At 64.2% G+C, this 25,060-nt stretch carries 21 protein-coding genes; 14 read left to right on the forward strand and 7 right to left on the reverse strand.

The window, feature by feature from the left end; genetic code table 11:
• Positions 1-357: 357 nt before the first annotated feature.
• Entirely contained in the window at positions 358-1,725 is a 1,368-nt protein-coding gene (locus tag HXS65_RS10765; protein ID WP_077379825.1) for a sodium-dependent transporter, read from the forward strand.
• 483 nt (positions 1,726-2,208) lie between these two features.
• Here the strand turns inward: HXS65_RS10765 and HXS65_RS10770 are convergent, their stop codons facing one another.
• Positions 2,209-2,427, reverse strand: coding sequence for a PA3496 family putative envelope integrity protein (locus HXS65_RS10770; RefSeq protein ID WP_077379827.1), 219 nt, complete (start codon positions 2,425-2,427; stop codon positions 2,209-2,211).
• A 166-nt stretch (positions 2,428-2,593) separates the two neighbouring features.
• Between HXS65_RS10770 and hexR the strand changes: the two genes are divergently transcribed.
• The 3 genes from hexR to HXS65_RS10785 all read left to right on the forward strand — a co-directional run bounded on the left by hexR (position 2,594) and on the right by HXS65_RS10785 (position 7,133).
• A complete protein-coding gene (hexR, locus tag HXS65_RS10775) occupies positions 2,594-3,460 on the forward strand; it encodes a transcriptional regulator HexR (protein WP_043331730.1) in 867 nt (288 codons plus the stop codon).
• A 143-nt stretch (positions 3,461-3,603) separates the two neighbouring features.
• On the forward strand, positions 3,604-5,826 hold the full coding sequence (gene uvrD / locus HXS65_RS10780) for a DNA helicase II (protein WP_136939512.1): 2,223 nt from the start codon (positions 3,604-3,606) through the stop codon (positions 5,824-5,826).
• Positions 5,827-6,032: 206 nt separating this feature from the next.
• Positions 6,033-7,133 carry a TRAP transporter substrate-binding protein gene (locus HXS65_RS10785; RefSeq protein ID WP_176493839.1) on the forward strand — a complete coding sequence of 367 codons (1,101 nt, stop codon included), beginning with the start codon at positions 6,033-6,035 and terminating at the stop codon, positions 7,131-7,133.
• 129 nt (positions 7,134-7,262) lie between these two features.
• On the opposite strand, the gene HXS65_RS10790 is transcribed toward HXS65_RS10785, so the two are convergent.
• Positions 7,263-7,688: an acyl-CoA thioesterase gene (locus HXS65_RS10790; protein WP_077379833.1), complete on the reverse strand. Its 426-nt coding sequence runs from the start codon at positions 7,686-7,688 to the stop codon at positions 7,263-7,265.
• Positions 7,689-8,076: 388 nt separating this feature from the next.
• Between HXS65_RS10790 and HXS65_RS10795 the strand changes: the two genes are divergently transcribed.
• The 6 genes from HXS65_RS10795 to cysZ all read left to right on the forward strand — a co-directional run bounded on the left by HXS65_RS10795 (position 8,077) and on the right by cysZ (position 15,780).
• On the forward strand, positions 8,077-9,075 hold the full coding sequence (locus tag HXS65_RS10795) for a PstS family phosphate ABC transporter substrate-binding protein (RefSeq protein ID WP_176493840.1): 999 nt from the start codon (positions 8,077-8,079) through the stop codon (positions 9,073-9,075).
• A 139-nt stretch (positions 9,076-9,214) separates the two neighbouring features.
• Positions 9,215-11,245: an ABC transporter permease subunit gene (locus HXS65_RS10800; RefSeq protein WP_176493841.1), complete on the forward strand. Its 2,031-nt coding sequence runs from the start codon at positions 9,215-9,217 to the stop codon at positions 11,243-11,245.
• Complete coding sequence (pstA, locus tag HXS65_RS10805) at positions 11,242-13,041, forward strand: phosphate ABC transporter permease PstA (RefSeq protein WP_176493842.1); 1,800 nt, start codon at positions 11,242-11,244, stop codon at positions 13,039-13,041. Before HXS65_RS10800 ends, pstA begins: the two co-directional genes overlap by 4 nt.
• Positions 13,038-13,883 carry a phosphate ABC transporter ATP-binding protein PstB gene (pstB, locus tag HXS65_RS10810; protein ID WP_176493843.1) on the forward strand — a complete coding sequence of 282 codons (846 nt, stop codon included), beginning with the start codon at positions 13,038-13,040 and terminating at the stop codon, positions 13,881-13,883. The genes pstA and pstB overlap by 4 nt, the downstream gene beginning before the upstream one ends.
• A 256-nt stretch (positions 13,884-14,139) precedes the next feature.
• The gene (gene phoU / locus HXS65_RS10815) at positions 14,140-14,865 is read left to right on the forward strand and encodes a phosphate signaling complex protein PhoU (protein WP_077379844.1); all 726 of its coding nucleotides are present in this window, start codon (positions 14,140-14,142) and stop codon (positions 14,863-14,865) included.
• Between the two features lie 186 nt (positions 14,866-15,051).
• Entirely contained in the window at positions 15,052-15,780 is a 729-nt protein-coding gene (gene cysZ, locus HXS65_RS10820) for a sulfate transporter CysZ (protein WP_084207711.1), read from the forward strand.
• A gap of 94 nt (positions 15,781-15,874) precedes the next feature.
• Here cysZ and phoR read toward each other — a convergent pair whose 3' ends face one another.
• The 4 genes from phoR to HXS65_RS10840 form a co-directional block, all read right to left on the reverse strand.
• Positions 15,875-17,170 carry a phosphate regulon sensor histidine kinase PhoR gene (gene phoR, locus HXS65_RS10825; protein ID WP_136939518.1) on the reverse strand — a complete coding sequence of 432 codons (1,296 nt, stop codon included), beginning with the start codon at positions 17,168-17,170 and terminating at the stop codon, positions 15,875-15,877.
• Between the two features lie 7 nt (positions 17,171-17,177).
• Positions 17,178-17,867 (reverse strand): phosphate regulon transcriptional regulator PhoB, encoded by a 690-nt coding sequence (gene phoB, locus HXS65_RS10830; RefSeq protein ID WP_077379851.1) that lies wholly within the window; start codon positions 17,865-17,867, stop codon positions 17,178-17,180.
• Between the two features lie 227 nt (positions 17,868-18,094).
• Positions 18,095-18,976 carry a 4-hydroxybenzoate octaprenyltransferase gene (gene ubiA / locus HXS65_RS10835; RefSeq protein WP_176493844.1) on the reverse strand — a complete coding sequence of 294 codons (882 nt, stop codon included), beginning with the start codon at positions 18,974-18,976 and terminating at the stop codon, positions 18,095-18,097.
• A 30-nt stretch (positions 18,977-19,006) separates the two neighbouring features.
• Positions 19,007-19,726 carry a chorismate lyase gene (locus tag HXS65_RS10840; RefSeq protein ID WP_255304484.1) on the reverse strand — a complete coding sequence of 240 codons (720 nt, stop codon included), beginning with the start codon at positions 19,724-19,726 and terminating at the stop codon, positions 19,007-19,009.
• Between the two features lie 79 nt (positions 19,727-19,805).
• Between HXS65_RS10840 and HXS65_RS10845 the strand changes: the two genes are divergently transcribed.
• From HXS65_RS10845 to HXS65_RS10855, 3 genes are all read left to right on the forward strand, one after another.
• Positions 19,806-20,990, forward strand: a complete 1,185-nt coding sequence (locus HXS65_RS10845; RefSeq protein WP_176493845.1) for an NAD(P)/FAD-dependent oxidoreductase — start codon at positions 19,806-19,808, stop codon at positions 20,988-20,990.
• A gap of 274 nt (positions 20,991-21,264) precedes the next feature.
• Positions 21,265-21,540 carry an HU family DNA-binding protein gene (locus HXS65_RS10850; protein WP_024952843.1) on the forward strand — a complete coding sequence of 92 codons (276 nt, stop codon included), beginning with the start codon at positions 21,265-21,267 and terminating at the stop codon, positions 21,538-21,540.
• 178 nt (positions 21,541-21,718) lie between these two features.
• Entirely contained in the window at positions 21,719-22,075 is a 357-nt protein-coding gene (locus HXS65_RS10855) for a hypothetical protein (protein ID WP_077379860.1), read from the forward strand.
• A gap of 83 nt (positions 22,076-22,158) precedes the next feature.
• Here HXS65_RS10855 and HXS65_RS10860 read toward each other — a convergent pair whose 3' ends face one another.
• Positions 22,159-22,575, reverse strand: coding sequence for a DUF2780 domain-containing protein (locus HXS65_RS10860; protein WP_077379862.1), 417 nt, complete (start codon positions 22,573-22,575; stop codon positions 22,159-22,161).
• 202 nt (positions 22,576-22,777) lie between these two features.
• Here HXS65_RS10860 and yccS point away from each other — a divergent pair, with 202 nt between their 5' ends.
• On the forward strand, positions 22,778-25,030 hold the full coding sequence (gene yccS, locus HXS65_RS10865) for a YccS family putative transporter (protein ID WP_084207716.1): 2,253 nt from the start codon (positions 22,778-22,780) through the stop codon (positions 25,028-25,030).
• Positions 25,031-25,060: the final 30 nt, after the last annotated feature.

Consider the following 25,060-nt stretch of genomic DNA (forward strand, 5'->3'; position numbering starts at 1 on the left):
TGGCCTGCCGGCCTCAGTTGCTGTTTTCTATCGTGAGGCCATTGTCTGAGGGTGGCTTGCTGGTAGATATCGGGTCAATCGAGTAACTTTACCTACCTATTGTCGTTACCACGGCGATATTTACCGGGGCGGGCAGCGTGTCCATTCCGGCGTGTCTATCGACACCAGTCTGTCTGTCTGTCATTCGGGCCTATCCGGCCATGATGACGGCCAGATGCACCACAGCAGTGATCCTGCGACGCCATCCTGTCGGCCACGGTTCATCCTTCCGTATCGCCAGCATGATGCAACAAGCACAACAAGATGCCACAGGCCGCTACCCGTGGCTGGCATCATCGCGACGAATCAGGGACTCACATGTCATCCAAACCGCATTCCCACGCTCAGTGGTCTTCTCGCCTGGCCTTTACCCTGGCCGCCGTCGGTTCCTCCGTCGGACTGGGCAACATCTGGAAATTCCCGTACATGACCGGTGAGAGCGGCGGCGGTGCCTTCGTTCTTGTCTATCTGGTCTGCATTCTGTTGATCGGCCTGCCGATCCTGATGTCCGAGTGGCTGCTGGGCCGCCTGGGACAGAAGAACCCGATCTCGACCATGAGTCACATCAGTGCGCGCCTCAAGCGTAGCCCCGCCTGGGTGTTGATCGGGGTGGCCGGTGTGCTCGGCGCCTATCTGATCCTGTCCTTCTACAGTGTCATCGGTGGCTGGGCACTGGCCTTCATCGCCGACGCCGCCAGTGGCAGCTTCGAAAGCCTGACCTCTGACACGGCAGGCAGTCTGTTCGGTGGTCTGCTGGGCGACCCGACCACCCTGCTGGCCTGGCACAGTGCCTTCATGCTGATGGTGATCCTGGTCGTGGCCGGGGGCGTCGCGGGTGGTCTGGAGCGTGCCGCCAAGATCCTGATGCCGCTGCTGGCGGTCATGCTGGTCATGCTGGTCGGGTATGCGGCGACCACTGATGGCTTCGCCGAAGCGGCTGCCTGGCTGCTGACACCGGACTTCTCCAAGCTCGACAAGGATGGCGTGCTGGCGGCGATGGGGCATGCCTTCTTCACCCTGTCACTGGGCATGGGCATCATGATGGCCTACGGCTCCTATCTCTCCGATGACGTCAACATCGGGCGTACCGCGCTGATCGTGGTGGTGCTGGATACCGTCATCGCTCTGCTGGCGGGGCTGGCCATCTTCCCGGTGGTGTTCTCCAATGGTCTCGACGCCGCTGCGGGCCCGGGCCTGATCTTCCAGACCCTGCCGCTGGCCTTCGGCCACATGCCGGGCGGAGAAGTGTTCGGCGTGGTGTTCTTCGTGCTGCTGGTCTTCGCGGCCTGGACCTCAGGCATCTCGCTGCTGGAACCCATCGTCGAATGGCTGGAAGAGAAGACGCCGATGTCACGCGTGGCCTCTGCCTGGGTGGCGGGGATCGCGACCTGGCTGCTGGGGATCGCCACCATCCTGTCCTTCAATCTGTGGAGTGATGTGGCGCCGCTGGGCATGTTCGCCAAGTTCGAGGGCATGACCATCTTCGACCTGCTCGATTACGCGACCAGCAAGCTGATGCTGCCGCTGACCGGCCTGGCGACCATCGTCTTCGTCGGCTGGTTCATGGGGCGTGATGAAGTGCGCAGTCAGCTCAACATGAGCGACTCGGCCTTCAAGCTGTGGAGCTTCGTGGCGCGCTTCATCGCCCCGATCGGCGTGGTGGTGGTCTTCGCCTCCAGCCTGTAATCCCGGCCCCACTCTTCAGGCTGTCCTGATGTTCTGTCAGCACGGATCTGACGGCATTGAAGAACGACAAGAGGCTCGCCTATCCGGCGAGCCTCTCGCGTTTCTGGCCGAGATGGCCCGTGCACGACACCCAGGCGGCGACTCGATGCTCAGTGTGGGAGATGGCGGGCGTCACGTTCATGTCAGTGTGTACTTGCACCCTGTTGGTGCATCGTCCTGGGCGATGACATGACAATGAGGCAGAGAGTGTCGGTGCAGATGGAGGATGATCGAGAGTGACACCGTGGCGAGCGCGCGGCAGAAGGCAGAGTCATTGCAGAGGGAAATGAAGGCTGAGGGCCCGAAGGCAGAAGAAAATGTCGCGAGGGGGGCTGACCATGCTCATCAGAGATGGCGGCAAGGAAGACAGAAGCCCTCGTCCCTGAGCTGGCAGGGAGATGGGGGACTGCTCGGCGGGGAGGCGTATCGCTCCCCGCCCGAGAATCAGTGGGTATCGATATCGCTTTCCGTTTCCAGCACTTCGATGTCGCTTAAATCCTCGCTCAGGCGCTTGATTTCGTTGTGCATTTCGATTCCGCGTCTGGCGCGGAGGTGGCGGACTGCGCTTTGTTTCTTGCGGGCCTGATGTTCGTCGGCACCGAGGGTCATGAAAATATCGAGAAGCTCGTTCTTGAGCGTATCTACCTGCTCTGAATTACGCATGATTCGACCTCCATGGCATCCAAAGGATGTGGGCTTTCACTGGCGCCACACCGTTTTACTATAGCTCACTTGACAAAATTGTGACCATAGACCGCCTGTGATGGCGACACCCCCCGGGGGATGTCGTAAGCTCAGGCATGCCCATGAAGTCTGCAAGGAGTGTGCCGTGAGTCATGCCATCTTCGACGACCTGAGGAGCCGGATGGAGAATTTCCGCCGCTCTGAACAGAAGGTTGCCCGTTACGTCCTCCGCCATCCGGAGGAGGTGATTCACATGCGGATCGTCGATCTGGCCAGTGAATCCTCGGTCAGTGAACCGACGGTAGTGCGCTTCTGTCGTGCGATGGGCTTTGCCGGCTTCCAGGACTTCAAGCTCCAGCTGGCGCAACGCCTGGCCACGGGCACCCAGTTCGCCCAGTTCTCGATGAATGACTCCGACAGCGTGGCGGAGTTCTCTCACTCGCTGTTCGATTCCACCATCGGCACGCTGCTGTCAGTGCGTGACCGTCTGGATGCCGAAGCCGTCGCACGTGCCATCCACTCGCTGGCCTCCGCCAGCCGGGTCGAGTTCTACGGCTATGGCGCCTCGGGTGCCGTGGCCCACGATGCCCAGCACAAGTTCTTTCGTCTGCAGATCTCCACTGCCGCCTACACCGACCCGCACATGCAGAACATGTCAGCGGTGACGCTGGGGCCGCGCGACGTGGTGGTCGCCATCTCCCAGACCGGACGCACCAAGGCGCTGATCGCCAGCGTGCGTCTGGCACGGGATGCCGGCGCGACCGTCATCGGCCTGTGTCCCAGCGGCTCGCCGCTGGCGGATGAAGTCACGCTGCCGCTGCACATCGATGTGCATGAAGACACCGAGATCTATACGCCGATGAGCTCACGCATCGCGCATCTGGTGATCGTCGATACGCTGGCGGTGGGGGTCGCCAAGGCACGTGGTCCCAAGCTCAAGGAGCAGCTGGAAGCGGTCAAGAAGAGCCTTGCCACCCTGCGCATCGATGATCACGACTTCGATACGCACTGAGTGCCATACAAGCGTCACCTGTCAGGGATGACGCGTGCAGGGAAGAGCAGGGCAGGCCGCTGTGATAAGGTGGATGCCTGAACAGGGCAGCCCCCGACCCGCTGCCCCGCCCCTCGACTTCTCTGCCCTGTGGTGAGCCCTGCATGTCCGAATCGCCCCTCCTCGATCACCTCAACACGCATCAGCGTGAGGCCGTGTCCGCGCCGCCGGGCAACATGCTGGTACTGGCGGGCGCCGGTTCCGGCAAGACCCGCGTGCTGGTCCATCGCATCGCCTGGCTGATGGACCGATATCAGTTCTCGCCCTATGCCATCCTGTCGGTGACCTTCACCAACAAGGCCTCCCGCGAGATGCGCACGCGTCTCGAGGCGCTCAATGGCAGCAGTCTGCGCCACATGTGGGTCGGCACCTTCCACTCCATCAGTCACCGTCTGCTGCGCACCCACTGGCAGGAGGCGCGTCTGCCCGAGCACTTCCAGATCATCGACAGCGATGACCAGCTGCGCATGGTCAAGCGGCTGCTCAAGGAGCACAACGTCGATGACGAGCGCTGGCCGCCCAAGCAGGTCCAGTACTTCATCGCCGGCTGCAAGGAAGAGGGGCTGCGGGCCCATCAGGTCCAGACCCACGGCGACGCCTACATGGGCAAGATGGTCGAGATGTACGAGCTCTATCAGCTCGCCTGCGAGCGTGGCGGACTGGTGGATTTCGGTGAGCTGCTGCTGCGCTCGCTGGAGCTGCTGCGTGACACGCCGCATCTGCTGGCGCATTACCGCGAGCGCTTCGCCCACCTGCTGGTCGACGAGTTCCAGGATACCAACACCCTGCAGTACGCCTGGCTGAAGCTGCTGGCCGGTGATCGCGAATGCATGACCGTGGTCGGCGATGATGACCAGTCCATCTACGGCTGGCGTGGCGCACGGGTCGAGAACATCCAGCGCTTCACCGAGGAATTCGCCAATACCCGGGTGGTGCGTCTGGAGCAGAACTACCGCTCCTCCAGCGCCATCCTGGAGGCTGCCAACGCCCTGATCAGCCACAACGGCGGGCGCATGGGCAAGGAGCTGTGGACCGACAGCGGCCGTGGCGAGCGGATTCGGGTCTATGCCGGCTTCAACGACATCGACGAATCGCGCTACATCGCCGATACCATCCGCGAACTGGTCAATGAGCATGGTTACAGTCGCGACGAGATCGCGATCCTGTATCGCTCCAACGCCCAGTCACGCGTGCTGGAGGAGACGCTGATCCGCCAGGGCATGCCGTATCGCATCTACGGGGGGCAGCGTTTCTACGAGCGTCTCGAGATCAAGAACGCGCTCGCCTACCTGCGTCTGATGAACAACCGCGAGGACGATGCCGCCCTGGAGCGCGTGATCAACGTGCCGGCGCGTGGCATCGGCATGCGCACCGTCGAGCAGCTGCGCGAGCGTGCGCGCTACGGCAACCTGACCATGTGGCAGGCGATGAGCGATGCGGTTTCCGACGGCGCCCTCAAGGGGCGCGCCGCCACCGCCGTGCGTGCCTTCGCCGACATCATCGATGGCCTCGACAACGACACCGCCGGCATGGCGCTGCATGAGCTGGTCGAGCACGTCATCCACGTCTCCGGCCTGCGCGAGCACCACGCCGCCGAGAAGGGCGAGAAGGGCCAGGCGCGTCTCGAGAACCTTGCCGAGCTGGTCAACGCCTGTCGTGCCTTCAGTCAGGGCGAGCGCATGGACCCGGAAGCCCCCAGCGAAGGGGCCGAGGCGCTGGAGCCCTTCCTCGCCGAAGCCGCGCTGGATGCCGGTGATCATGAAGCCGCCGAAGGCGAGGAATGCGTACAGATGATGACGCTGCACTCCGCCAAGGGGCTCGAATTCCCGGTGGTGTTCGTCGCCGGGGTCGAGGAAGGGCTGTTCCCGCACAAGATGTCACTGGAGGAGCCGGGGCGTCTCGAGGAAGAGCGTCGCCTGTGCTACGTCGGTGTCACCCGCGCCATGCAGCGCCTCTACCTGACCTACGCCGAGCTGCGGCGCATGCACGGCAAGGAGACCTTCCAGCGACCGTCGCGCTTCCTGCGTGAGCTGCCGGAAGAGCTGCTGGAGGAAGTGCGCCTGCGTGGCCAGGTCTCGCGTCCGGTCTCGACCCAGCGTGCTACGCCGAATCGTCGCCCCTCCGGGCCGCGTCAGGAGAGTGTCGAGGCCAATGGCGACATGCCGGCGCTGTCGCTCGGCAGCCTGGTGCGTCATCCGCTGTTCGGCGAGGGCGTGGTCATCAACGCCGAAGGCCAGGGCGAGCGCGCGCGTGTCCAGATCAGCTTCGAGGGCGAAGGCGACAAGTGGCTGGTGCTGGGCTTCGCCAAGCTGGAAGTACTCAGCTGATCCTGCATTGATGGCAGACGCAGGCATGAGGCGCTGACAGCAGGCGCTGGCGAGAAGTGAAAAGCGGTGCAGGGGGCGCGGTATTCGTGCGCCATTACGGCCTTGGTGCAGTTGTGGGCCATCCATGGGTCGCGGCATAGTGGCAGATAATCTGCTGTCTTGATGCCGCGTCATGCATTGCCCACAACTCGAACAAGGAACGCCCCATGCAACGCCGCCGTTTTCTCTTTGCTCTGGGGGCCGGTGCTGCCGGTCTCGCCGCTGCACCTTTCGTCTCCACGGCCAATGCCGCCGAGGAGGAAACCATCCACTGGAAGATGGTGACCTCCTGGCCGAAGAACTTCCCGGCGCTGGGCACCGGTGCCAATGAGTTCGCCAGTCTGATCGGGAAGCTTTCCGGTGGTCGTCTTCAGGTCAAGGTCTATGGGGCCGGTGAGATGGTGCCGGCGCTGGAAGTCTTCGACGCCGTGTCTTCCGGGACTGCCCAGATGGGCCACTCGGCGTCCTATTACTGGAAGGGCAAGGTACCTGCCGCCCAGTTCTTCACCGCCGTGCCCTTCGGCATGAATACCACCGAGACCAACGCCTGGCTGTATCACGGCGATGGCATGAAGCTGTGGGACGAGATCTACGCGCGTCACAACCTCAAGCCGCTGGCGGTGGGCAACACCGGCACCCAGATGGCCGGCTGGTTCAACAAGGAAGTGAACAGTCTCTCGGACATGAAGGGCCTGAAGATCCGTCTTCCGGGGCTCGCGGGTGAAGTGATGAACCGCATCGGTGCCAGCGCGGTGAATCTGCCGGGCAGCGAGATCTTCACTGCGATGGAGACCGGTGTGATCGACGCCACCGACTGGGTCGGTCCCTACAATGATCTGGCCTTCGGTCTGCATCAGGTGGCCAAGTATTACTACTCCCCGGCCTGGAACGAGCCCTCCGCCATTCTCGAAGGCACCGTCAATCTCGAGGCCTGGCAGGCGTTGCCGGAAGACCTCCAGCAGGTAGTGATCCAGGCAGCCAGGATTGCCAATCATGCGATGGTGGATGAATTCGCGCTGCGCAATGCCACCGCCCTGACCTCGCTGGTCGAGGAACATGGCGTTGAGCTGCGCGAATTTCCGCAGGATGTCTACGCGGCGCTGTTCAAGGCGTCCAACGAAGTGCTGGACGAGTTCATCGCCAAGGATGAGGACGCCAGGCGTGTCTACGAGTCCTACCGTGCCTTCCAGCAGCAGGTCGCCCCCTGGACGCGCATCGGTGAGCAGGGCTTCCTTGATGCGCGTGCCCGGGTGCTGGGCGAGAGCTGAAGTGACCGCCCGCCGCCGTGTGTGGGGACATCGCGACTCGCTCGTCAGGCGGTGTCAGGCGGGCTCTGGTGGGAAATGAAGAAGCCGCCCCTCGGGGCGGCTTCTTCATGAATGGCGGTGTCCATCACGTCAGACACTTTCCTCGTCGTTGCCCTGTTCCGGCACCGCGCGGATTCGGCCATTGTCGTCCAGGGCCACCATCACGTAGTTGGCCTCGGTCACCTTGGTCAGCGCACGATGGTTGCGCTCCTGAGGCGGCCGAATCCAGACCTCGACCGTGAGCCGTACCGAGCTGCGTCCGACTTCCGTGACGTGCGTGAAGATATTGACCACCGAGCCGACGCGCACCGGTGAGAGAAAGTCGAGGCCCTCCACGGCGACAGTGGCAGTCCGTCCGTTGGCCACACGGCCGGCGGCCAGCTCGCAGGCCTCATCCATGCGATGCATCAACCAGCCACCGCTGATATCGCCATAAAGATTGGTATCGTGACGCTGAGCGATCAGCTTGAGCGTCAGCGTGCCGTTCGGCACCGGGGCATCATCCAGGGCTTGCATGTCGTCACTCGCTGTCTTGTTGTTATGTCTTCAGGGTGCACTGGCGTCGGCGGTTTGCCCAGTGGCGTCGATGGTTTGCCTAGTGGCGATGGAAGGAGAGCCCGAGCGGGCAGTGGCTCACGAAAGGCATCTCATGTCCGGTATCCTACTCTGCCAGTGGAAGGGATGTCCTCTCTCGCCAGGCGTTGCAGCGGGAATTTTCTTGCATTGCAGCATGTTGGTCTCGTGCCTCAACGTTGCAATGAAGGATACTCGGCGCAGCAATGCCGCTGGTGAGGCAGCCTCACGCAGGGAAGTGGTATTGAAGGAGTGGCAGGAGTTGAAGGAACAACGCGATAGTCATCACCGCCAATGAGCGCATCATTCATCTTTCAGGCCTGAAATCGTCATGTTCTTCATCGCATCCTTGCGTCGTCCCCGTTGGCTCTCGAGTCGCCTTGCGTTGCTGGCCTGCCTGCTGATGCCGGTCGTGCCCGCGTTTGCCGAGGTACCTGAATATCGCCCCGTGCCGGGGGTCGTCGGCAACCTGACGGCCGTGGGCTCCGATACCCTCTCGGTGCTGGTGACGCGGTGGGCGGCTCAGCTGCGTCGCTACCATCCAGGGGTGCGGGTCCAGTTGCAGGCAGCGGGGTCCTCGACGGCGCCGCCTGCCTTGATTGCCGGCACCACACGGGTGGGGCTGATGTCGCGGCCGATGAGCGATCAGGAGCGCCAGGACTTCATCCGGGCATTCGGGTATCCGCCATTGGAAGTCCCCGTGGCGCTGGATGCCATGGGCATCCTCGTACATCGCCGCAATCCGCTGGAGTCGATCAGCATCGCGCAGCTCGATGCCATCTTCTCGGCCAGTCATGAGTGTGGCAGTCAGCGGGCCGATCGGTGGGGGCAACTGGGGCTGTCGGGAGACTGGGCTGAGCGTCAGATCAGCCGCTTCGGGCGCAGTGCCACCTCCGGGACCTACGGTGCCTTCCGGCGTGTCGCCCTGTGTGGCGGCGACTTCCGACTGGACGTGAGCGAGCAACCGGGTTCGGCGTCGATCATCGGCGCCGTGGGCTCCTCGCCGGGCGGGATCGGCTACGCCAGCTTCAGCACCTCATCTCCCATGGTCAAACAGCTGTCGGTGAGTCGTGACGCCGGCAGCATGGCGATATTTCCGAGTCGGGCCAGTATCCGCGACGGGCGTTACCCGCTGACACGCGCCCTGTACATCTACGTCAATCGTGTGCCTGACAAGCCGCTGCCGTCATTGGAGCAGGCGTTCCTGTCGTTGATCATGTCGCGTCAGGGACAACAGGCCATCCTGCGGGAAGGCTATGTACCGTTGCCGGACGATCAGCTGAACCAGTGGCGTGAACGTCTGGGGCTGGATGAGGGCGAGGGTCTCTGAGTACGCTTGTCATCTCGCTGTCATCTCATGGACATAATCTTGAGGCAGACCCCATCTTTCGCTCGCGGGAGTGATCCCTCCCCGCGCGCTTCTTCTCTTGTGGTGAATATTCATGCCGGCTGCTGCTGAAGCCTCACGAATGCAATCTCGCCGTCTACGTCGCGATCGCCTGGCAAGCCTGTGGCTGACGGTTGCCGGTCTTGGCGTGATGGCGCTGGTGGTGGTGATGCTCGGCTATCTGATCAGCGTGTCATGGCCGCTGCTCAAACCGCCCGGCACGACGCCGAGCAGCTCGCAGGTACTGGAATCTCGAGCATTGGACACTCGCGCCGCGGACATGGACGAGTGGCGGATCGAGTGGCTGGCCGGCAACCGGTTGCAGCTGATCCAGCACACCGATGACGGTCTGCGTCGATCGAGTTCCCTCCAGGTACCCGAGGGACTGGATCATCGGCAGGCTCACCTCACGCAGAGCCGACAGCAGCTATGGCTGCGCATGCCCGATCGACAAGGTGATCGTCTGTGGCTGGCAAGACTGGCCTCGACCACGCCGCAAGGCAGCTGGCAGCAGCAATGGCTGCCCGGTCCGGCCAGCCTTTCGGCCCTGGAGGGGCAGTTGCTGGTCACGGCAGGGCCGCATGCCTTCACTCAATGGCAGTTGAACGATGCGTCCGCCGGCCAGGTACCTCTGGCCCGCAAGCTGGGCCGGCAGGAGCATGCTGCCCAGCCGATCACCGCCCTGAGTGTCCTGCGCGGCGGCAAGAGCCTGATCCTGGGGGATGCCGGCGGTGGACTGAGTCATTACCTGCTGCCCGCGCATGCCAGCCCGCTGATCAAGGCGGGAGACTTCGACAGTGGCCTGTCGGCCCCGGTGAGAACCATCGCCGCGGCACATCATGGGTTGGGCTTCGCGGCACTCGACGCGGATGGCCGACTCGGGCTGTATCTCGCCACGGCCGAGCGTCGTCGGCAGCTGGTGGACTGGCTGTCACCCGCACAGGTGGCGGCAGGAGTCGAGTTGAGCTTCCAGCAGGCGGATCGTCGTCTGCTGGCACGGCCAACGTCCGTGGCAGGTGGTCTGGGGGCTCTTGAACAGGCCTATGCGGGTCTCGAGATCCGTGATCCGCATCAGGTCGTGGGGCTTGGCGCGATCTTCGGCAAGGTCTGGTATGAGGGGCGTGACGCACCGGCCTGGGTCTGGCAGCTAGAGAGCACCGGTGCCCATGAACCCCGCCTGTCGCTGGTACCCATCATGTGGGGGACGCTCAAGGTCGCGCTGGTCGGCCTGCTGTTTGCCGTGCCGTTGGGACTGGGCTGTGCCATCCATGTGGCCTGTTTCATGGCCCCGCGCCAGCGGGCGCGCATCAAGCCGATGCTGGAGATGATGGAGGCCTTGCCCACGGTGGTGATCGGCTTCATCGCGGCGCTGGTGGTCGCGCCCTTCGTCGAGCGTGAATTGATGGCCGTGCTGCTGGGGCTGGTACTGATTCCGCTGGGCACCATGGTGGCCGGTTTCGTGTGGACCCTGTCGCCGCGCGCACTACGCAGCCTGATGCCGGAAAACATGGCCGCCTTCGGGCTGTTGCCGCTGCTGATGCTGCTGCTGTGGCTGGATGTGACGCTGGCTCATCAACTGGAAGCCTGGTGGTTCGAGGGCGACATCCGTCAATGGCTGTTTGCCCATCACGGCATCGATTACGCCCAGCGCAATACCCTGGTGACCGGTATGGCGCTGGGGCTGGCGGTGATGCCGACACTCTTCACGCTCAGTGAGGATGCGCTGTCCTCAGTCCCTCGCGGACTGGCGGCGGGGTCCGCGGCACTGGGGGCGACACCCTGGCAGAGTCTGCGCCGCGTGATCCTGCCGGCCGCCGCCGTCGGGCTGTTCTCCGCGATGATGATCGGCATGGGGCGCGCCGTGGGCGAGACGATGATCGTGTTGATGGTCGCCGGCAACACGCCGCTGGTGGATGCCAGCTTGTTCGAGGGAGTGCGCTCACTGGCGGCGACCCTGGCGATCGAGTTGCCGGAAGCCGAGGTCGGCAGCAGCCATTACCGCCTGCTGTTCCTTGCCGCGCTGGCCTTGTTCCTCTTCACCTTCGTGGTCAATACGCTGGCGGAAGTGCTGCGGCTGCGCTTCATGCCGCCGCAACGTGGAGGCTGGGGATGAGTCGTCCTGATGCGGTACCGCCGTCCTCGTTGCTCAGACCTCGTGAGCCTGTGACGGCGCGTCTGGCACGTTACTGGCGTGATGGTGGCCCCTGGGGCTGGCTGAATGCCATGGCGGTCAGTGTCTCGCTGGTACTGGTGCTGGGGCTGATCAGCCTGCTGGTGGTGGGCTCGCTCAGTCACTTCTGGCCCTCACGGCTGGTCGAGGTCGAACTCACCACCCAGCCGGGGCAGAGCGTCACGGCGCTCAAGACCACCCGTGGCGAGCCGGCGGCGGACAACCGTCACCTGCTGGGCGAATTGATGCATGAGGAGCTGCGTCCCTCGGCAGCGGACACCGGTGATCAGCAACGTGAGCGACAGTCGCAGCGCTGGTGGCTGCTGCAGACCTCCTCTCAGGATGGGGCCTCGGCGAGCTGGCAGTGGCTGCCGGATACCCTGATGGAGAATATCCGCTTTCCTCGCCAGGCACTGATGCTGGAAATGCGCGACGGGCGAGTGTTGTATGGCATGGCCAGAGCGCTGAGTGATCCGCTCACCGGTGAGCTGGATCATTCTCCGCAGCTCTCTTCCGACAGTGCGGTCCCGGGGGCACCGACTCCTTCACTGCACCAGAATGCCGAGGCACTGCATGCGCGGTTGGCGGCGCTTGAGGGGCAGCGCCGTCAGCTGGCGGCACTGCGCGCTGACAGCGAGGCCTTGAGTGCGCGCCTGCTGGCCTTGCAGCAGCAACTGTCCGCTCGACAAGGGCCTGTCACGACGCAGGACGAGGCGGATGCCTCCTTGATCGCGGAGCTCGAGACGACACGCGAGGCACTGATCACCCGTGAGGGGCAACTGCTGGCCCTCCGGGGAGCCCTGGACGCCGGCCAGCTGCTGCTCGGGGGCAATGGCGGTCATGAGGGGCGCATCGCGCTGAATGACATCCGTCATGTCTGGCAGCCGAATGCCATGGGCTTTGGCGGACGACTGTTGCTGACGCTGGAGCGCTTTCGTGACTTCGTCTCCGGCTCGCCCAATGGAGGCAGTGGCGGCATCTGGCCCGCCATCTTCGGTACCGTGCTGATGGTGGTGCTGATGGCGATTCTGGTGATGCCCTTCGGCGTGATGGCGGCCCTCTATCTGCACGAGGTCGCGCATCAGGGGCGTCTCACGCGACTGACCCGCATCGCGCTGCGCAATCTCGCCGGCGTGCCTTCCATCGTCTATGGGGTCTTCGGGCTGGGGTTCTTCGTCTACGGGCTGGGGGCCGGCCTGGATGAACTGTTCTTTTCCGAGCGTCTGCCGACCCCCACCTTCGGCACCGGTGGATTGCTGTGGGCATCGCTGACGCTGGCGCTGCTGACGCTGCCGGTGGTGATCGTGGCCACGGAGGAGGGGCTGGCGCGGGTGCCGCATCGCCTGCGCGAAGGCGCGCTGGCACTGGGTGCCACGCGCTTCGAGACTCTCAGGCGCGTGGTGATTCCCGCGGCATCTCCGGCCTTGATGACCGGGCTGATTCTGGCGGTGGCGCGTGCGGCAGGCGAGGTCGCGCCCTTGATGCTGGTCGGCGTGGTCAAGCTGGCACCGGACCTGCCGCTGGATGACAGCTTCCCGTGGCTGCATCTGGATCGCAAGTTCATGCACCTCGGCCATCAGGTCTATGATCTGGCCTTCCAGAGCAGCGATGCCTTCAGCAGTCGCCCGCTGGTCTACGCGACCGCGCTGGTGCTGGTGGTCGTGATCCTGTGCCTCAATCTGAGTGCCATTCGCCTGCGTCACATGCTGGCACAACGTTACAAGGGAGCCACCGAATGAAGCGTGACTCTGCACGTGAGAGCGTCCAGTCGAGCTCGCAGCATCCCGAGGTCGTCAATCCGCAGGACACGTGCCTGGAAACCCGCCACCTGTGCCTCGATTATCAGGCGCAGGTGGGCAAGGAGCGTCACCGACGGCGTGCGCTTGACGATATCAGCCTGCGCATCGCGCGCAAGCGCGTGACGGCTTTCATCGGCCCCTCGGGGTGTGGCAAGTCGAGCCTGCTGCGCACCTTCAATCGCATGACCGATCTCGATGAGCAGTCACGCCTGAGCGGCAAGGTCTGGCTGGAAGGCGAGGACATCCATGCCCGGGGCGTGGATGTCCCCATGCTGCGCCGGCGCGTCGGCATGGTGTTCCAGACGCCCAACCCCTTCCCGATGTCGGTCTACGAGAACGTGGCCTTCGGGCTGCGGCTGGTCGGCGAGAATGACAAGCGCCATCTGGATGACAAGGTCGAATCCTGTCTGCGGGCCGCGGCGCTGTGGGAGGAAGTGAAGGACCGGCTGTTCGACAGCGCGCTGGGGCTTTCCGGTGGCCAGCAGCAGCGCCTGGTGATCGCGCGCACGCTGGCGGTGGAGCCGGAAGTCCTGCTGCTGGATGAGCCAGCCTCGGCGCTGGATCCGATCTCGACGCTCAAGATCGAGGAGCTGATCCGCTCGCTGCGCTCACGCCTGACGTTGGTCATCGTCACCCACAACATGCAGCAGGCAGCACGTGTCTCGGATGCCACGGCCTTTCTGCATGAAGGACGGCTGGTGGAATATGCCCCGACCGATCAGCTGTTCACCAATCCGCGTCGTCGCCAGACCGAGGACTACATCACCGGCCGTTTCGGGTGAGATCACCAAAGCGGCACTGCAGGTGGCTGACACGTGTCTCGCGCGGGACGTTGGCGGATGGGCCATCGCGTCGTGGATATTTCAGCGCGGCGCGAGATTCGATTGGCGTCCCGGCGCTCGAGTGAAATATAACTGCAATCAAGAGGCGTCATGCTAGGAGGGAGCCGCCTGCGCCAGACCCTGCTGCAGCGCTTCTACATCAATGCCACATGTCAGAGACCGCCTGCCTCGGCGGATGACTTCCCGGGAGAGGGTAATGGATATCACCAGCGATTCGCACGGCAAGCACATATCCCAGCAGTTCAATCACGAGCTGGATGCGCTGAAGACACACCTGCTGGCCATGGGCGGTCTGGTGGAGAAGCAGCTGCAGGATGCCGTCACGGCCCTGCTGGAGGGTGACAGCGAGACGGCGACACGCGTGCGTGACAATGACAAGGCCGTCAACGACATGCAGCTGAAGATCGATGACGAGTGCACCCGCGTGCTGGCGCGCCGTCAGCCGGCGGCCTCTGACCTGCGTCTGGTGCTGGCCGTGATTCGCGCCACCTCCGATCTGGAGCGCATCGGTGACGAGTCCAGCAAGATCGCGCGCAATGCCATCTCGCTGGTCGAGAACGGCCAGAGCCCGCGTGGCATGGTCGAGGTGCGTCACCTCAGTCAGCATGTGCGCAGCATGGTGCGTGACTCGCTGACCGCCTTCGCCCGCTTCGACACGGATCTGGCGCTCAAGGTACTGCGTGAGGACGCCTCGGTGGACCTGGAATACCAGAGTGCGATGCGTTCGCTGATGACCTTCATGATGGAAGACGCGCGCCAGATCACCCCGGTGCTCAACGTGATGTGGATTCTGCGTGCGCTGGAGCGTATCGGGGATCACGCCGACAACCTCGCCGAGTACGTCATCTTCCTGGTCAAGGGCGTGGACGTGCGTCACACCGACACCCATGACCTCCAGCCGCAGGATCTCGACAAGCCCTGACGTGCAGGCCCCTTCCCCGGGGCCTGACGCCTGTCTGCCGATGACGCCCCGCCTCTGTCCCGCCGACGGAGTGCGGGGCGTCTGCCATTTGATGCGCCGACAGCTGCGTGGGGCGGGTGGTAGTGCTAGGGTGTGGCTCCGGCCGCCCGAGGGCAGCCGCCTTTCACGAGATGACGAGGACGTCGCATGATTGATGCCGTATCGGCGCTGGTCCGCGGGACCCGCATGGTCTATACCCCCGGGCTACGCCGTTTCGTGTTCGTACCACTGGCGATCAACCTGGTGCTCTACAGTGCCACGCTGTGGCTGTTGTTCAGCCAGTTCGAGGGCTGGATCGATTACTGGATGCTCAAGGTGCCCAGCTGGCTGGAATGGCTGAGCTGGTTGATCTGGCCGGTGCTGGTGCTGAGTCTGTTGCTGGCGGTGTTCTTCACCTTCAGCCTGGTGACCAATCTGATCGCGGCGCCGTTCTACGGCATTCTGGCCGAGAAGGTTGAGCATCGTCTGGATGGCACCCTGATCGAGGATGAGCGTGGCCTGGTGAAGATCGGGATCGACTCGCTGGGGCGCGAGATGGCCAAACTGGGTTACTTCATTCCCCGCATGATCGCGCTGTTCATTCTCGGCTTCATTCCGGGCCTGAATCTGCTCTCACCGCTGCTGTGGGGGCTGTTCTCGGCCTGGAGCATGGCGATCCAGTATCTGGACTATCCGATGGACAACCATCAGGTCAGCTTCGGTGACATGAAGCAGCGTCTCAAGGCGCGCTGGTGGCCGTCACTGACCTTCGGTGGTGCCGTGTTCGTGCTGACGCTGGTGCCCTTGGCCAACCTGCTGTTCATTCCCGGGGCCGTGGCGGGTGCCGTCCTGATGTGGCAGAGCCACTACCGACAGCTGCCTGCCCCGCGCCGCTGAGCCAGGCTTTATCGCGAGCGTTGACGAACGCAGATACCACGACGCCCCGCCGTGACCTCATGCAGAGGGCGCGGCGGGGCGTTCGTGTCTACCGTCAGGCAGTCGTCGCGCAGCGACGCTCCGCCGGGAAATGACAACGGAAGCGTGCGCCCTCGCCGGGCAGGCTGTCGATCTCCAGGCGGCCCTGATGGCGGATCAGCACATGCTTGACGATGGCCAGTCCCAGCCCGGTGCCACCAGTGGCGGTGCTGCGTCCCTTGTCGATGCGATAGAAGCGCTCCGTCAGGCGCGGTAGATGCACGGGATCAATGCCGTCACCGTCATCCTCCACCTCGACCATCACGCCCTCGCTGGTGCTCTGGCAGCGCAGCGTGATGTGGCAGTCTTCCGGCGTGTAACGCACCGCATTGAAGACCAGATTCGAGATCGCGCTTCTCAGCTCCTGCTCCTCACCCATCAGGGCCAGTCCGGGCTCGACCTCCACCGTGATGACATGCCGCTCCTTCGAGAGGCCTTCGGCATCTTCCCGGATACGTGTCAGCAGCTGTGCCATGTCGATGCGACGTCCTTCGCCCGACAGCTCGTCGGTCTCCAGGCGCGACAGGGTCAGCAGATCCTCGACGAGGTGCTGCATGCGGTCGGTCTGACTCTGCATCTGTCCCAGGCCACGCTGCCAGCGCGGGGGCAGGTCATCGGCATAGTCGGAATAGGTCTCGAGGTAGCCGGCCAGTACCGTCAGCGGCGTGCGCAGCTCATGGGAGACATTGGCCACGAAATCGCGGCGCATTTCCTCGAGACGGTAGAGACGGGTGACATCGCGCACCATCACCAGGCGCTCGTTGTCACCGAACAGGGTGATGGAGATCTGCAGGGTCAGGTTGTCGGAGAGCGGCGATTGCAGGGTCAGCGGCTCACGATAGGCCAGCCGATTGAAGTAATCGATGAACACGGGGTCACGCAGGTAGTTGGTGACGTGCTGGCCGCGGTCGTGACTGGCCTTGAGGCCGATCAACTGCTCGGCAGCGCTGTTCCACCACTCCATGTCGCCGTGGTTGTCGAGCATCACCAGGCCATCGCGCATCGCTTCCGAGGACTCCTGGATGCGGTTGAGGATACTGCGCAGTCGCTCCTGCGCCTGACGCTGACCCTTCTGGTAGCGATACAGACGATCGAGCAGATCCCCCCAGACGCCATCGCCGGGCGGCGGCTCTTCATGGGGGTTGGTGATCAGCCAGGTGTAGAGGCTCTTGAGATGCTTGAGATGGACGAACAGGTACAGCGCCAGCCCCAGCGCCAGGCCCCAGCCCAGCAGGCCGAGCAGTCCGCCGACCAGCCCGAAGCCGCCCGCCAGATAGCCCAGCCGCCATAGCTCGTTCGTCCAGTAGCGCATCCGCGTCTCAGGCCTGGGCGCTGAAGCGATAACCGGTACCGCGGACGGTCTGGATCAAGTGCTGATGCCCCTCGCCCAGCGCCTTGCGCAGACGACGAATGTGCACGTCCACGGTGCGCTCCTCGACATAGACATTGCCGCCCCAGACCTGATCCAGCAGCTGGCTACGGGTGTAGGCGCGCTCCTGATGGGTCATGAAGAACTGCAGCAGGCGGTATTCGGTGGGGCCGACCTCCAGGGAGTTGCCGTGTGCGGTCACGCGGTGGCTGGCGGGGTCGAGCATCAGACCCTCGACTTCCACCGACTCCTCGACGCCCTTGGGCGTGGTGCGGCGCAGCACGGCCTTGAGGCGTGCCACCAGCTCGCGTGGCGAGAAGGGCTTGGTGATGTAATCGTCCGCCCCGGCCTCGAGCCCCTGGATCTTGTTGTCTTCCTCGCCCTTGGCGGTGAGCAGGATGATCGGCAGCTCCGCCGTGGTCTCGTCACGCTTGAGGCGGCGCGCCAGTTCCAGCCCGCTGGTGCCGGGCATCATCCAGTCCAGCAACAGCAGATCGGGCTTTTCATCGACGACGATGGCGTGGGCGTCCTGGGCATTGTCGGCCTCCAGCACGCGGTAATCCGCCATTTCCAGGGCGACGGCGATCATCTCGCGTATCGAGGATTCGTCGTCGACAATCAGTACGGTCTTGGAGCTCATCGCTAGATCCCATGCAGCAGTCGGCGCACGCGCCAGAATGACAAGTCGATGACGATTACAACCTGCTTATATGACAGTGAGATGACAATCGCCAGCTTGGCAGCTTGCCGCCCGGCTTGCCAGCGAGTCCCTCAACTCTCTCAAGGCGTGAATGTCACGCCTCGCCGCACGAGGAAGATCGCTGGCAGACCGGATGAGGACGCGGGCCCGTTGGCCGGAAAGAGGGGTCAGGCAGCTGGCCAGGTCGCCAGCGCGATGCCCGCGAAGATCAGCAGGCCGGACCAGTGGTTGTTGAGAAATGCCTGGAAGCAGGGGCCACGCTCCCGCTCGCGAATCAGGCGCTGCTGCCAGACGAAGGTCACGGCCGCCGCGGCCAGCCCCAGCCAGTAGAAGATGCCCAGCGCCAGGTGCAGGCCGATGCCGATCAACACCGCCAGCATGCCCAGCTGCAGCAGACCGATCATCAGCTTGTCGGCGCGGCCGAACAGCACGGCGGTGGACTTGATGCCGACCTTGAGATCGTCATTGCGATCGACCATCGCATAGGCGGTGTCGTAGGCCACCGTCCACATCAGGTTGGCCGCGAACAGCCACCAGCCATAGGTCGGCACCTCCTCAAGCGTCGCCGCGAAGGCCATCGGAATCGCCCAGCCGAAGGCGGCACCCAGCACCACCTGCGGCAGATGATGGAAGCGCTTCATGAACGGATAGCTGGCCGCCAGTAGCACGGCGACGATCGACAGCAGCACCGTGGTCAGGTTGGTGAAGCACACCAGCACGAAGGCGGCCGCGACCAGCACACCGAACAGGGTCAGCGCCTCGCGCTCCGTGATGCGTCCTGAGGTCAGCGGGCGGTCCCGGGTGCGTTCGACATGCTTGTCCCAGTGGCGATCCGCGTAGTCGTTGATCACGCAGCCGGCGGCACGCATCAGATAGACACCAGCCACGAAGATCAGCAGCGTATCGCGGTCCGGTAGCCCATCGGCCGCCAGCCACAGGGCCCAGAGGGTCGGCCACATCAGCAGCCAGGTGCCGATGGGGCGGTCCAGACGAGTCAGGGCGAGGTAATCGGCCAGTTTGGACGGGCGGGAAGCGGATGACGCTGACATCAGGACTCCTGATCGAACGGCAGTGGGGAATCAGAGTTCCAGAGCGTGCTGGAACCGAGGGGTGAAACCTTCCTGGACCAGTACCCGGAAGCGACCATGCGAGAACATCGAGCGGCGCATCCACAGGCTGGCGGTGCGTGCCAGCGGCTGCGTGCTGGCAAGCCTCAGTGGCGCCCGGCTGACATCGATGGCGCTGCGGTTCAGGTCGGGCTGGCGGAACAGCCAATGGCCCAGCGAGCCTTCGCCGAGCGTCGAAAGACGGTGGCCATGGGCCAGGTCCAGCGCCGCCAGCGAGCGCGCGATCACCCAGGGCTCATCGCCATGACACAGGGCCACTTCGCGCCGCCAGACATGGCGTCGTGGCGCGATACCCAGCATCCGCGCCTCATCACGCCGGGCAGGGCCGGTGTCCTGCAGCAGCAGGCGCACGCGCAGCCCCTGACCATCGAGCATGCGCATGGCGTGATCGAGACGCTGGGTCAGCGAGTCGCTGGAGGACAGCCATGGCCACCAGCCGGCCGGCATGACGCCTTGCAGGCTCGCGGCGGGCTGCCAGTGGCGGCGGACCGCCGAGTCCATCGCTCTCTGGTGAGCGCAGGGAGTGTTGAGTTCCGAGCGAGACATGGCCCGGATGGCGATCTTGCCGGCAAACGCTGCCGAGTGGGAGTGACAGACCACGATGAATTCCCTGTCAGGATGACAAGTGGCGAGTCTAGCACGCCCGAACCGCAAGGCCTGCAGCGTGAGCATGCCCGCGCCAGTGGCAGGCTGGTATGCTGGGGCCCGACTACCCTCTTTTCCTCTCGGATCGATCTCAGGAGATGGCGCCATGCGCGACCCTCGTACCCTTGTCATCATCGGCACCGGCATGGCCGGCATTGGCCTGGCGCGTGCCCTGCGTGCGCGTGACAAGGACAGTCGACTGATCCTGGTCAGTCAGGACAGTGGCCACGATTACGCCAAGCCTCTGCTGTCCACCGCCTTTGCCAAGGGCATGAGCGCCCGGGCATTGGCACGGCAGACCTCCGTGGCACTGGTGGATGAACTGGACGCCGAGCTGCGCACCCATCAGCGAGTGACGAGCATCGATACCCACGCGCGACAGGTCTGGCTGGGCGAGGAATGCCTGGCCTATGACGAGCTGGTGCTGGCACTCGGTGCCGCGCCGCGGCGACCCTTCCCCATCGATGACTCGGTCGGCTCGCGCGTGATGAGCATCAATGATCTCGATGACTACGCCGCCTTCAGCGCCACGCTGACGGCAGCGCGTGAGGCGGGGGAGAGTGGCCGTGTCGTGATCGTCGGTGCCGGTCTGGTGGGGTGTGAATACGCCAATGACCTGAAAGCCGCAGGACATGAGGTCACCCTGATCGCGGCGGAAGACACTCCGCTGGATGGCTTGCTTCCCCAGGCGCTCGGCCAGCGACTTGGCAAGGCCTTCGATGCCATCGGCGTGCGTCGGCTGCAAGGCGAGATGGTCGAGACCATCACCGCCGGCAAGGCAACGCAGGCACCTGTCAGCGTGGTGCTGCAGAGTGGTCATGCGGTGGAGGGCTCGCTGGTGCTGCTGGCTACGGGGCTCGCGCCACGCATCAAGCTGGCACAGGGCGCGGGGTTGAGTGCTGGCGGGGACGGCATCCGCGTCGATCGTCACCTTGCGACCTCCCGGCCGCATGTCTGGGCGCTGGGAGACTGCGCCAGTGTCGAAGGGGTCAATGCCATGTACGTGCAGCCCCTGCAGGCCGCGGCTCGGGTGCTGGCCGCCAATCTGTGCGGCGAGGCGGTCGAGCTCGACTGGAAGGCCTGGCCCGTGCTGGTCAAGACACCGGCGCTGCCCATCGTGGCCTACCCGCCTCGGACGGCCGTGGCGCGCTGGGACATCACGGGCGAGGGAGATGATCTCGATGCACGCGCTCTCGATGCGAACGAACGCTTGATTGGATATGCGTTGACAGGCGCCTCCGTTCGCAGGAAAGTCGAGCTGGCGCGGCAGGCACCGCCGTTGCTAGGCTAGGCGATGCCATGGCCGATGGTCGCAGACCCCTTGAAGCCAGCGTAGTCAGGCACGATAGTGAAGTTTCCGTCACAGAGCGTCAGGCGAGAATCAGGGACGACGTGTTACCGGTGACGTTCACCCCGAAAAAGGGGGACCCGGTATCGCATCGCCCAAGCGCCATGCAATGCCAGCAAGTGCAGCAACATCCGTGCAAGAACAACATCCGTGCAAGAACAACAATGAATCGGCGGCTGAGCCGCCCGTGCAGAATGCCAAACCAGGAGGGCTTTTCATGCGCAAGCCAGAACTCGCTGCGGCCATCGCCGAGCGTGCGGATCTGTCCAAGGACAAGGCTAGTCAGGTGTTGAACGTGATTCTCGACGAGATCACCCACACGGTCGCCAAGGGCAACGATGTTTCATTGATTGGTTTTGGCTCCTTCACGGTGCGTCAGCGTGCAGCGCGTACCGGCAAGAACCCCCAGACAGGCAAACCCCTGACTATCCCGGCCAGCAAGACAGTGGCCTTCAAGCCGGGCAAGTCATTGAAGGATGCGGTGACCAAGTAAGTCTGGTCCACGCCGCCGCGCCCCTGCTGGCGTGGCGGCCCGCCATGCTTGCCCGATGTCAGTATCGATGCCACCGGCTCCGCCACTCGGGCCCGGTGGCATTTTGTCATGGACGGTATCGATGGCTGTTCGCGGCTGACCGCTTGACCGTGCCGCCTCTCAAGGAAGGAATGACGCCATGAAGCTCAAGTTGCTGTTGTGGGTACTGGGCCTGTTGCTCAAGCGTGCCTTCCGGCGCGACCCCGAATTTCGCGCTCAGCTCGAGACGCGTTCGCTGGATTGGGGCGTTGCCACGGAGGATCTGAGCATCGCGCGTCATTATCGGATGTCTCGGGAAGGCGTGACCTCCGGCACCGGTCTGCCGGTGGATACGGAGCTTGAGCTGCGCTTCGCGGATGCTGAGAGTGCGGTGGCCTTCCTGCTCAAGCCGTCTCCCAAGGCCTTCTTGAATGGCATGATGGAGCAGCGCGTGCGTCTGGTCGGGGATTCCGCCCAGCTCAATCGTCTGCAGTCATTGCTCAAGCGGATTCGCTGAACCGACGGCCATGCCGTAGTGACCGAAAAAAACGCCCCGCTGATCTGCTCAGCGGGGCGTTTTTCGTGAGGGCACGCAAGGTGTCACAGCAGATGCTTGAGGCCCGGGATGCCCTCGATGACCTGGTCGACCACACCATCGCCGGCTTGCTCGCGCGCATAGCTCAGCGTCTCATCGGCCACGCCACGTGCCTGATCCATGTTCAGGTCCAGTCCCATCAGCTTCTGGCCCAGCTCCAGTGCTCCCCCTCCGCTGCCTCCGGTGAATGCACTGACCGCCCCCATCAGGCCGCCCATGAGGCCACCGCCCCCGGACTCGGCGGCTTCCTCGCCAGCGCTGCCGATCAACCCTTCGGCGCCCGGAATGGCCCCCAGCAGTGATGCCGCCGGCCCATCCGGGCCCTGTTCACGCACGAACTTGAGAATGAGGCCGACCGCCTGTTCGGCAATCTCCGGTGACAGCCCGAGGGCGCCAGTGACACGTTCGATGAGTGGGTGCATCGGTATTCTCCATGAAATCCGGGGTAGGCATGAGTGGGTAGCATGAGTGGGTAGAGTGGCACGGACGGAGAGTTTGGCGCCTGAAGCGCTTGCCAACGCTTGTGTGAGCCGGAGCTATCGGACACGGCAGAACAGGGTGGTATGCTAGCGGCATAAATCTAAAGTCTAATGCGCTGCTCGCGCCCTGGTCACGGAACACTTCATGACACGCTCCCTGCAACACTCGCTCATCCACTCCCTGCGTCGACTGTGGACGCTGGATGCCTTCAGCTATTCGCTGCGCATGCTCATCGCGCTGGGCGGTGTGATGGCGGTAGGGTTCTGGCTGGACGAGATGGCGCTGGTGATCCCGCTGTTTCTCGGCGTGATTGCCTCGGGACTGGCGGAAACGGATGACCATTGGCGCGGGCGACTGCGCGCGCTGGGCATGACACTGGCCTGCTTCAGCATCGCCGCCGTCTCGGTGGAGCTGCTGTTCGGCATGCCGCTGCCCTTCGTGATCGGCCTGGCGCTGGCCACCTTCACCTTGCCGATGCTGGCGGCGATCGATGCCCGCTACGGGGCCATCGCCCGCGCCTCGCTGATTCTGGCCGTGTACACCATGATCAGTCTCGAGCAGCAGCATGGCGATGGGCAGATCGCGCTGCTGGAGCGCAGCCTGCCCGAGTGGCTGCGTGAGCCGGGACTGGGCATCAATCTGGTCCAGCCGTTGCTGCTGGTGATCGGCGCGACCTGGTACGGACTGCTGTCGGTACTGTGGTGCGCGCTGTTCTCGCGTCAGCCGCTCAAGCACAGCATGGCGACCCTCTACCGTGAACTGGGCCGCTATCTGATTCTCAAGGCTCAGCTGTTCGAGCCACTGCGCAACGTGGATCGCTCGGCGCGTCGTCTGGCGCTGGCGGAGCAGAATGGTCGCGTGGTCGTGGCGCTCAACCAGACCAAGGAGATGGTCTTCCGGCGTCTTGCCGGGCGGCGCGACACCAGCAAGCTGGATCGCTACCTGCGGCTCTACTTCATCGCCCAGGACCTTCATGAGCGGGCCAGTTCGAGCCATTACCCCTATGGCCAGCTCAGTGATGCCTTCTTCCATCACGATATCCTGTTCCGCTGTCAGCGCCTGCTGGAGCAGCAGGGCGGCGCCTGCAAGGGGCTGGGCCGGGCGCTGCTGATGCGTCAGCCCTTCGAGGCCAGTGACAGCCAGCAGGCGCTGGAAGACCTCAACGCCTCGCTCGAGTATCTCAAGCAGCAGCATCGGCCTGAATGGCGTCATCTGATGCAGGCGCTGGAGGCGCTGGCGGGCAACCTGCGGTTGATCGAAGGGCAGATCGAGCGACTCGGCGATCTGGAAGCCAGCAGCAGTGAAAGCGACAACAGCCTGCTGGATCGCTCGCCTCACGGCACGCGGGACATGCTCGAGCGCATTCGCAGCCATCTGACCCCGCGCTCGCCGATCTTCCGTCACTCGCTGCGCCTGACCGCGACCCTGGTGGCCGGCTATGGCGTGCTGCTGGCGGTCCACCCGACCCAGGGCTACTGGATTCTGCTGACGGGGCTGTTCGTCTGCCGGCCCAGCTTCGGCGATACCCGGCGCACCCTGGCTCAGCGCATCGTCGGTACCTTGATCGGCCTGCTGGCTGGCTGGGCGCTGATCAGCCTGTTCCCGGCCCCCACCCTCCAGGCCGGCATCGCCGTGGTCGCGGGGGTGCTGTTCTTCGCCACGCGCGGGTCACGCTACACCCTGGCGACGGCGGCCATCACCCTGATGGTGCTGGCCTGCTTCAACCAGGTCGGTGATGGCTTCGATCTCATCTGGCCGCGACTGTTCGATACGCTGGTCGGTGGCCTGCTGGCGGGGCTTTCCGTGGTGTTGATCCTGCCGGACTGGCAAGGCCGCAAGCTCTATCGTCAGGCCGGTGTCAGCCTCAAGACCAGCGGGCGCTATCTGGGGGAGGTGCTGTCCCAGTATCGCCACGGCAAGCGCGATGACCTGGCCTATCGCCTGGCGCGGCGCAATGCCCACAATGCCGACGCCGCCTTCTCGAGCCTGCTGGCGACGGCGCGCAAGGAGCCGGGCCATTTCCGGCGTGACGTGGAACCGGGCTTCGGCTTCCTGCTCCATGCCCATACCGCGCTGGGGTATCTGTCGGCATTGGCGGCGCATCGTGGCGAGCTGGAATCCACCTCGTCCGCCAGCAGCGGCATCGAGACGCTGTTGCGCCATGGCGAGCGTCTGAGTCAGCAGCTGACGACATTGGGTGAGCAGCTGGAGGCGGGCGGCGAGATCACCCTCACGCTGGAAAGCGATCATGAGATCGCGGCGCTGGAGGCCGAGATCGAGCAGGTCGAGTCCACCACCGGGCGCCTGGCGCTGTCACAGCTGATTCTGGTGCTGCGGCTGTTGCAGCCGCTGGAAAGTGCCGGCACCCAGCTGATCAAGGCCAGCCGCGCCAGCTGAGGGCTGGCGCGGCTGGCAAGTGGCAGGTGA

This window comes from Cobetia sp. 5-25-4-2, from assembly GCF_013374075.1.
GTDB classification, from domain to species: Bacteria; Pseudomonadota; Gammaproteobacteria; order Pseudomonadales; family Halomonadaceae; genus Cobetia; species Cobetia marina.

What these genes read in the sequence shown, in the direction of transcription:
- yccS (WP_084207716.1), top strand. Translation starts at nt 22,778, where the DNA reads ATGACACGCTCCCTGCAACACTCGCTCATCCACTCCCTGCGTCGACTG.
- pstB (WP_176493843.1), top strand. Translation starts at nt 13,038, where the DNA reads ATGAAGCGTGACTCTGCACGTGAGAGCGTCCAGTCGAGCTCGCAGCAT.
- HXS65_RS10855 (WP_077379860.1), top strand. Translation starts at nt 21,719, where the DNA reads ATGAAGCTCAAGTTGCTGTTGTGGGTACTGGGCCTGTTGCTCAAGCGT.
- HXS65_RS10790 (WP_077379833.1), bottom strand. Translation starts at nt 7,688, where the DNA reads ATGCAAGCCCTGGATGATGCCCCGGTGCCGAACGGCACGCTGACGCTC.
- HXS65_RS10770 (WP_077379827.1), bottom strand. Translation starts at nt 2,427, where the DNA reads ATGCGTAATTCAGAGCAGGTAGATACGCTCAAGAACGAGCTTCTCGAT.
- pstA (WP_176493842.1), top strand. Translation starts at nt 11,242, where the DNA reads ATGAGTCGTCCTGATGCGGTACCGCCGTCCTCGTTGCTCAGACCTCGT.
- HXS65_RS10795 (WP_176493840.1), top strand. Translation starts at nt 8,077, where the DNA reads ATGTTCTTCATCGCATCCTTGCGTCGTCCCCGTTGGCTCTCGAGTCGC.
- ubiA (WP_176493844.1), bottom strand. Translation starts at nt 18,976, where the DNA reads ATGTCAGCGTCATCCGCTTCCCGCCCGTCCAAACTGGCCGATTACCTC.
- cysZ (WP_084207711.1), top strand. Translation starts at nt 15,052, where the DNA reads ATGATTGATGCCGTATCGGCGCTGGTCCGCGGGACCCGCATGGTCTAT.
- HXS65_RS10800 (WP_176493841.1), top strand. Translation starts at nt 9,215, where the DNA reads ATGCAATCTCGCCGTCTACGTCGCGATCGCCTGGCAAGCCTGTGGCTG.
- HXS65_RS10845 (WP_176493845.1), top strand. Translation starts at nt 19,806, where the DNA reads ATGCGCGACCCTCGTACCCTTGTCATCATCGGCACCGGCATGGCCGGC.
- HXS65_RS10850 (WP_024952843.1), top strand. Translation starts at nt 21,265, where the DNA reads ATGCGCAAGCCAGAACTCGCTGCGGCCATCGCCGAGCGTGCGGATCTG.
- phoR (WP_136939518.1), bottom strand. Translation starts at nt 17,170, where the DNA reads ATGCGCTACTGGACGAACGAGCTATGGCGGCTGGGCTATCTGGCGGGC.
- HXS65_RS10765 (WP_077379825.1), top strand. Translation starts at nt 358, where the DNA reads ATGTCATCCAAACCGCATTCCCACGCTCAGTGGTCTTCTCGCCTGGCC.
- phoB (WP_077379851.1), bottom strand. Translation starts at nt 17,867, where the DNA reads ATGAGCTCCAAGACCGTACTGATTGTCGACGACGAATCCTCGATACGC.
- uvrD (WP_136939512.1), top strand. Translation starts at nt 3,604, where the DNA reads ATGTCCGAATCGCCCCTCCTCGATCACCTCAACACGCATCAGCGTGAG.
- HXS65_RS10785 (WP_176493839.1), top strand. Translation starts at nt 6,033, where the DNA reads ATGCAACGCCGCCGTTTTCTCTTTGCTCTGGGGGCCGGTGCTGCCGGT.
- HXS65_RS10860 (WP_077379862.1), bottom strand. Translation starts at nt 22,575, where the DNA reads ATGCACCCACTCATCGAACGTGTCACTGGCGCCCTCGGGCTGTCACCG.
- HXS65_RS10840 (WP_255304484.1), bottom strand. Translation starts at nt 19,726, where the DNA reads ATGCTCACGCTGCAGGCCTTGCGGTTCGGGCGTGCTAGACTCGCCACT.
- phoU (WP_077379844.1), top strand. Translation starts at nt 14,140, where the DNA reads ATGGATATCACCAGCGATTCGCACGGCAAGCACATATCCCAGCAGTTC.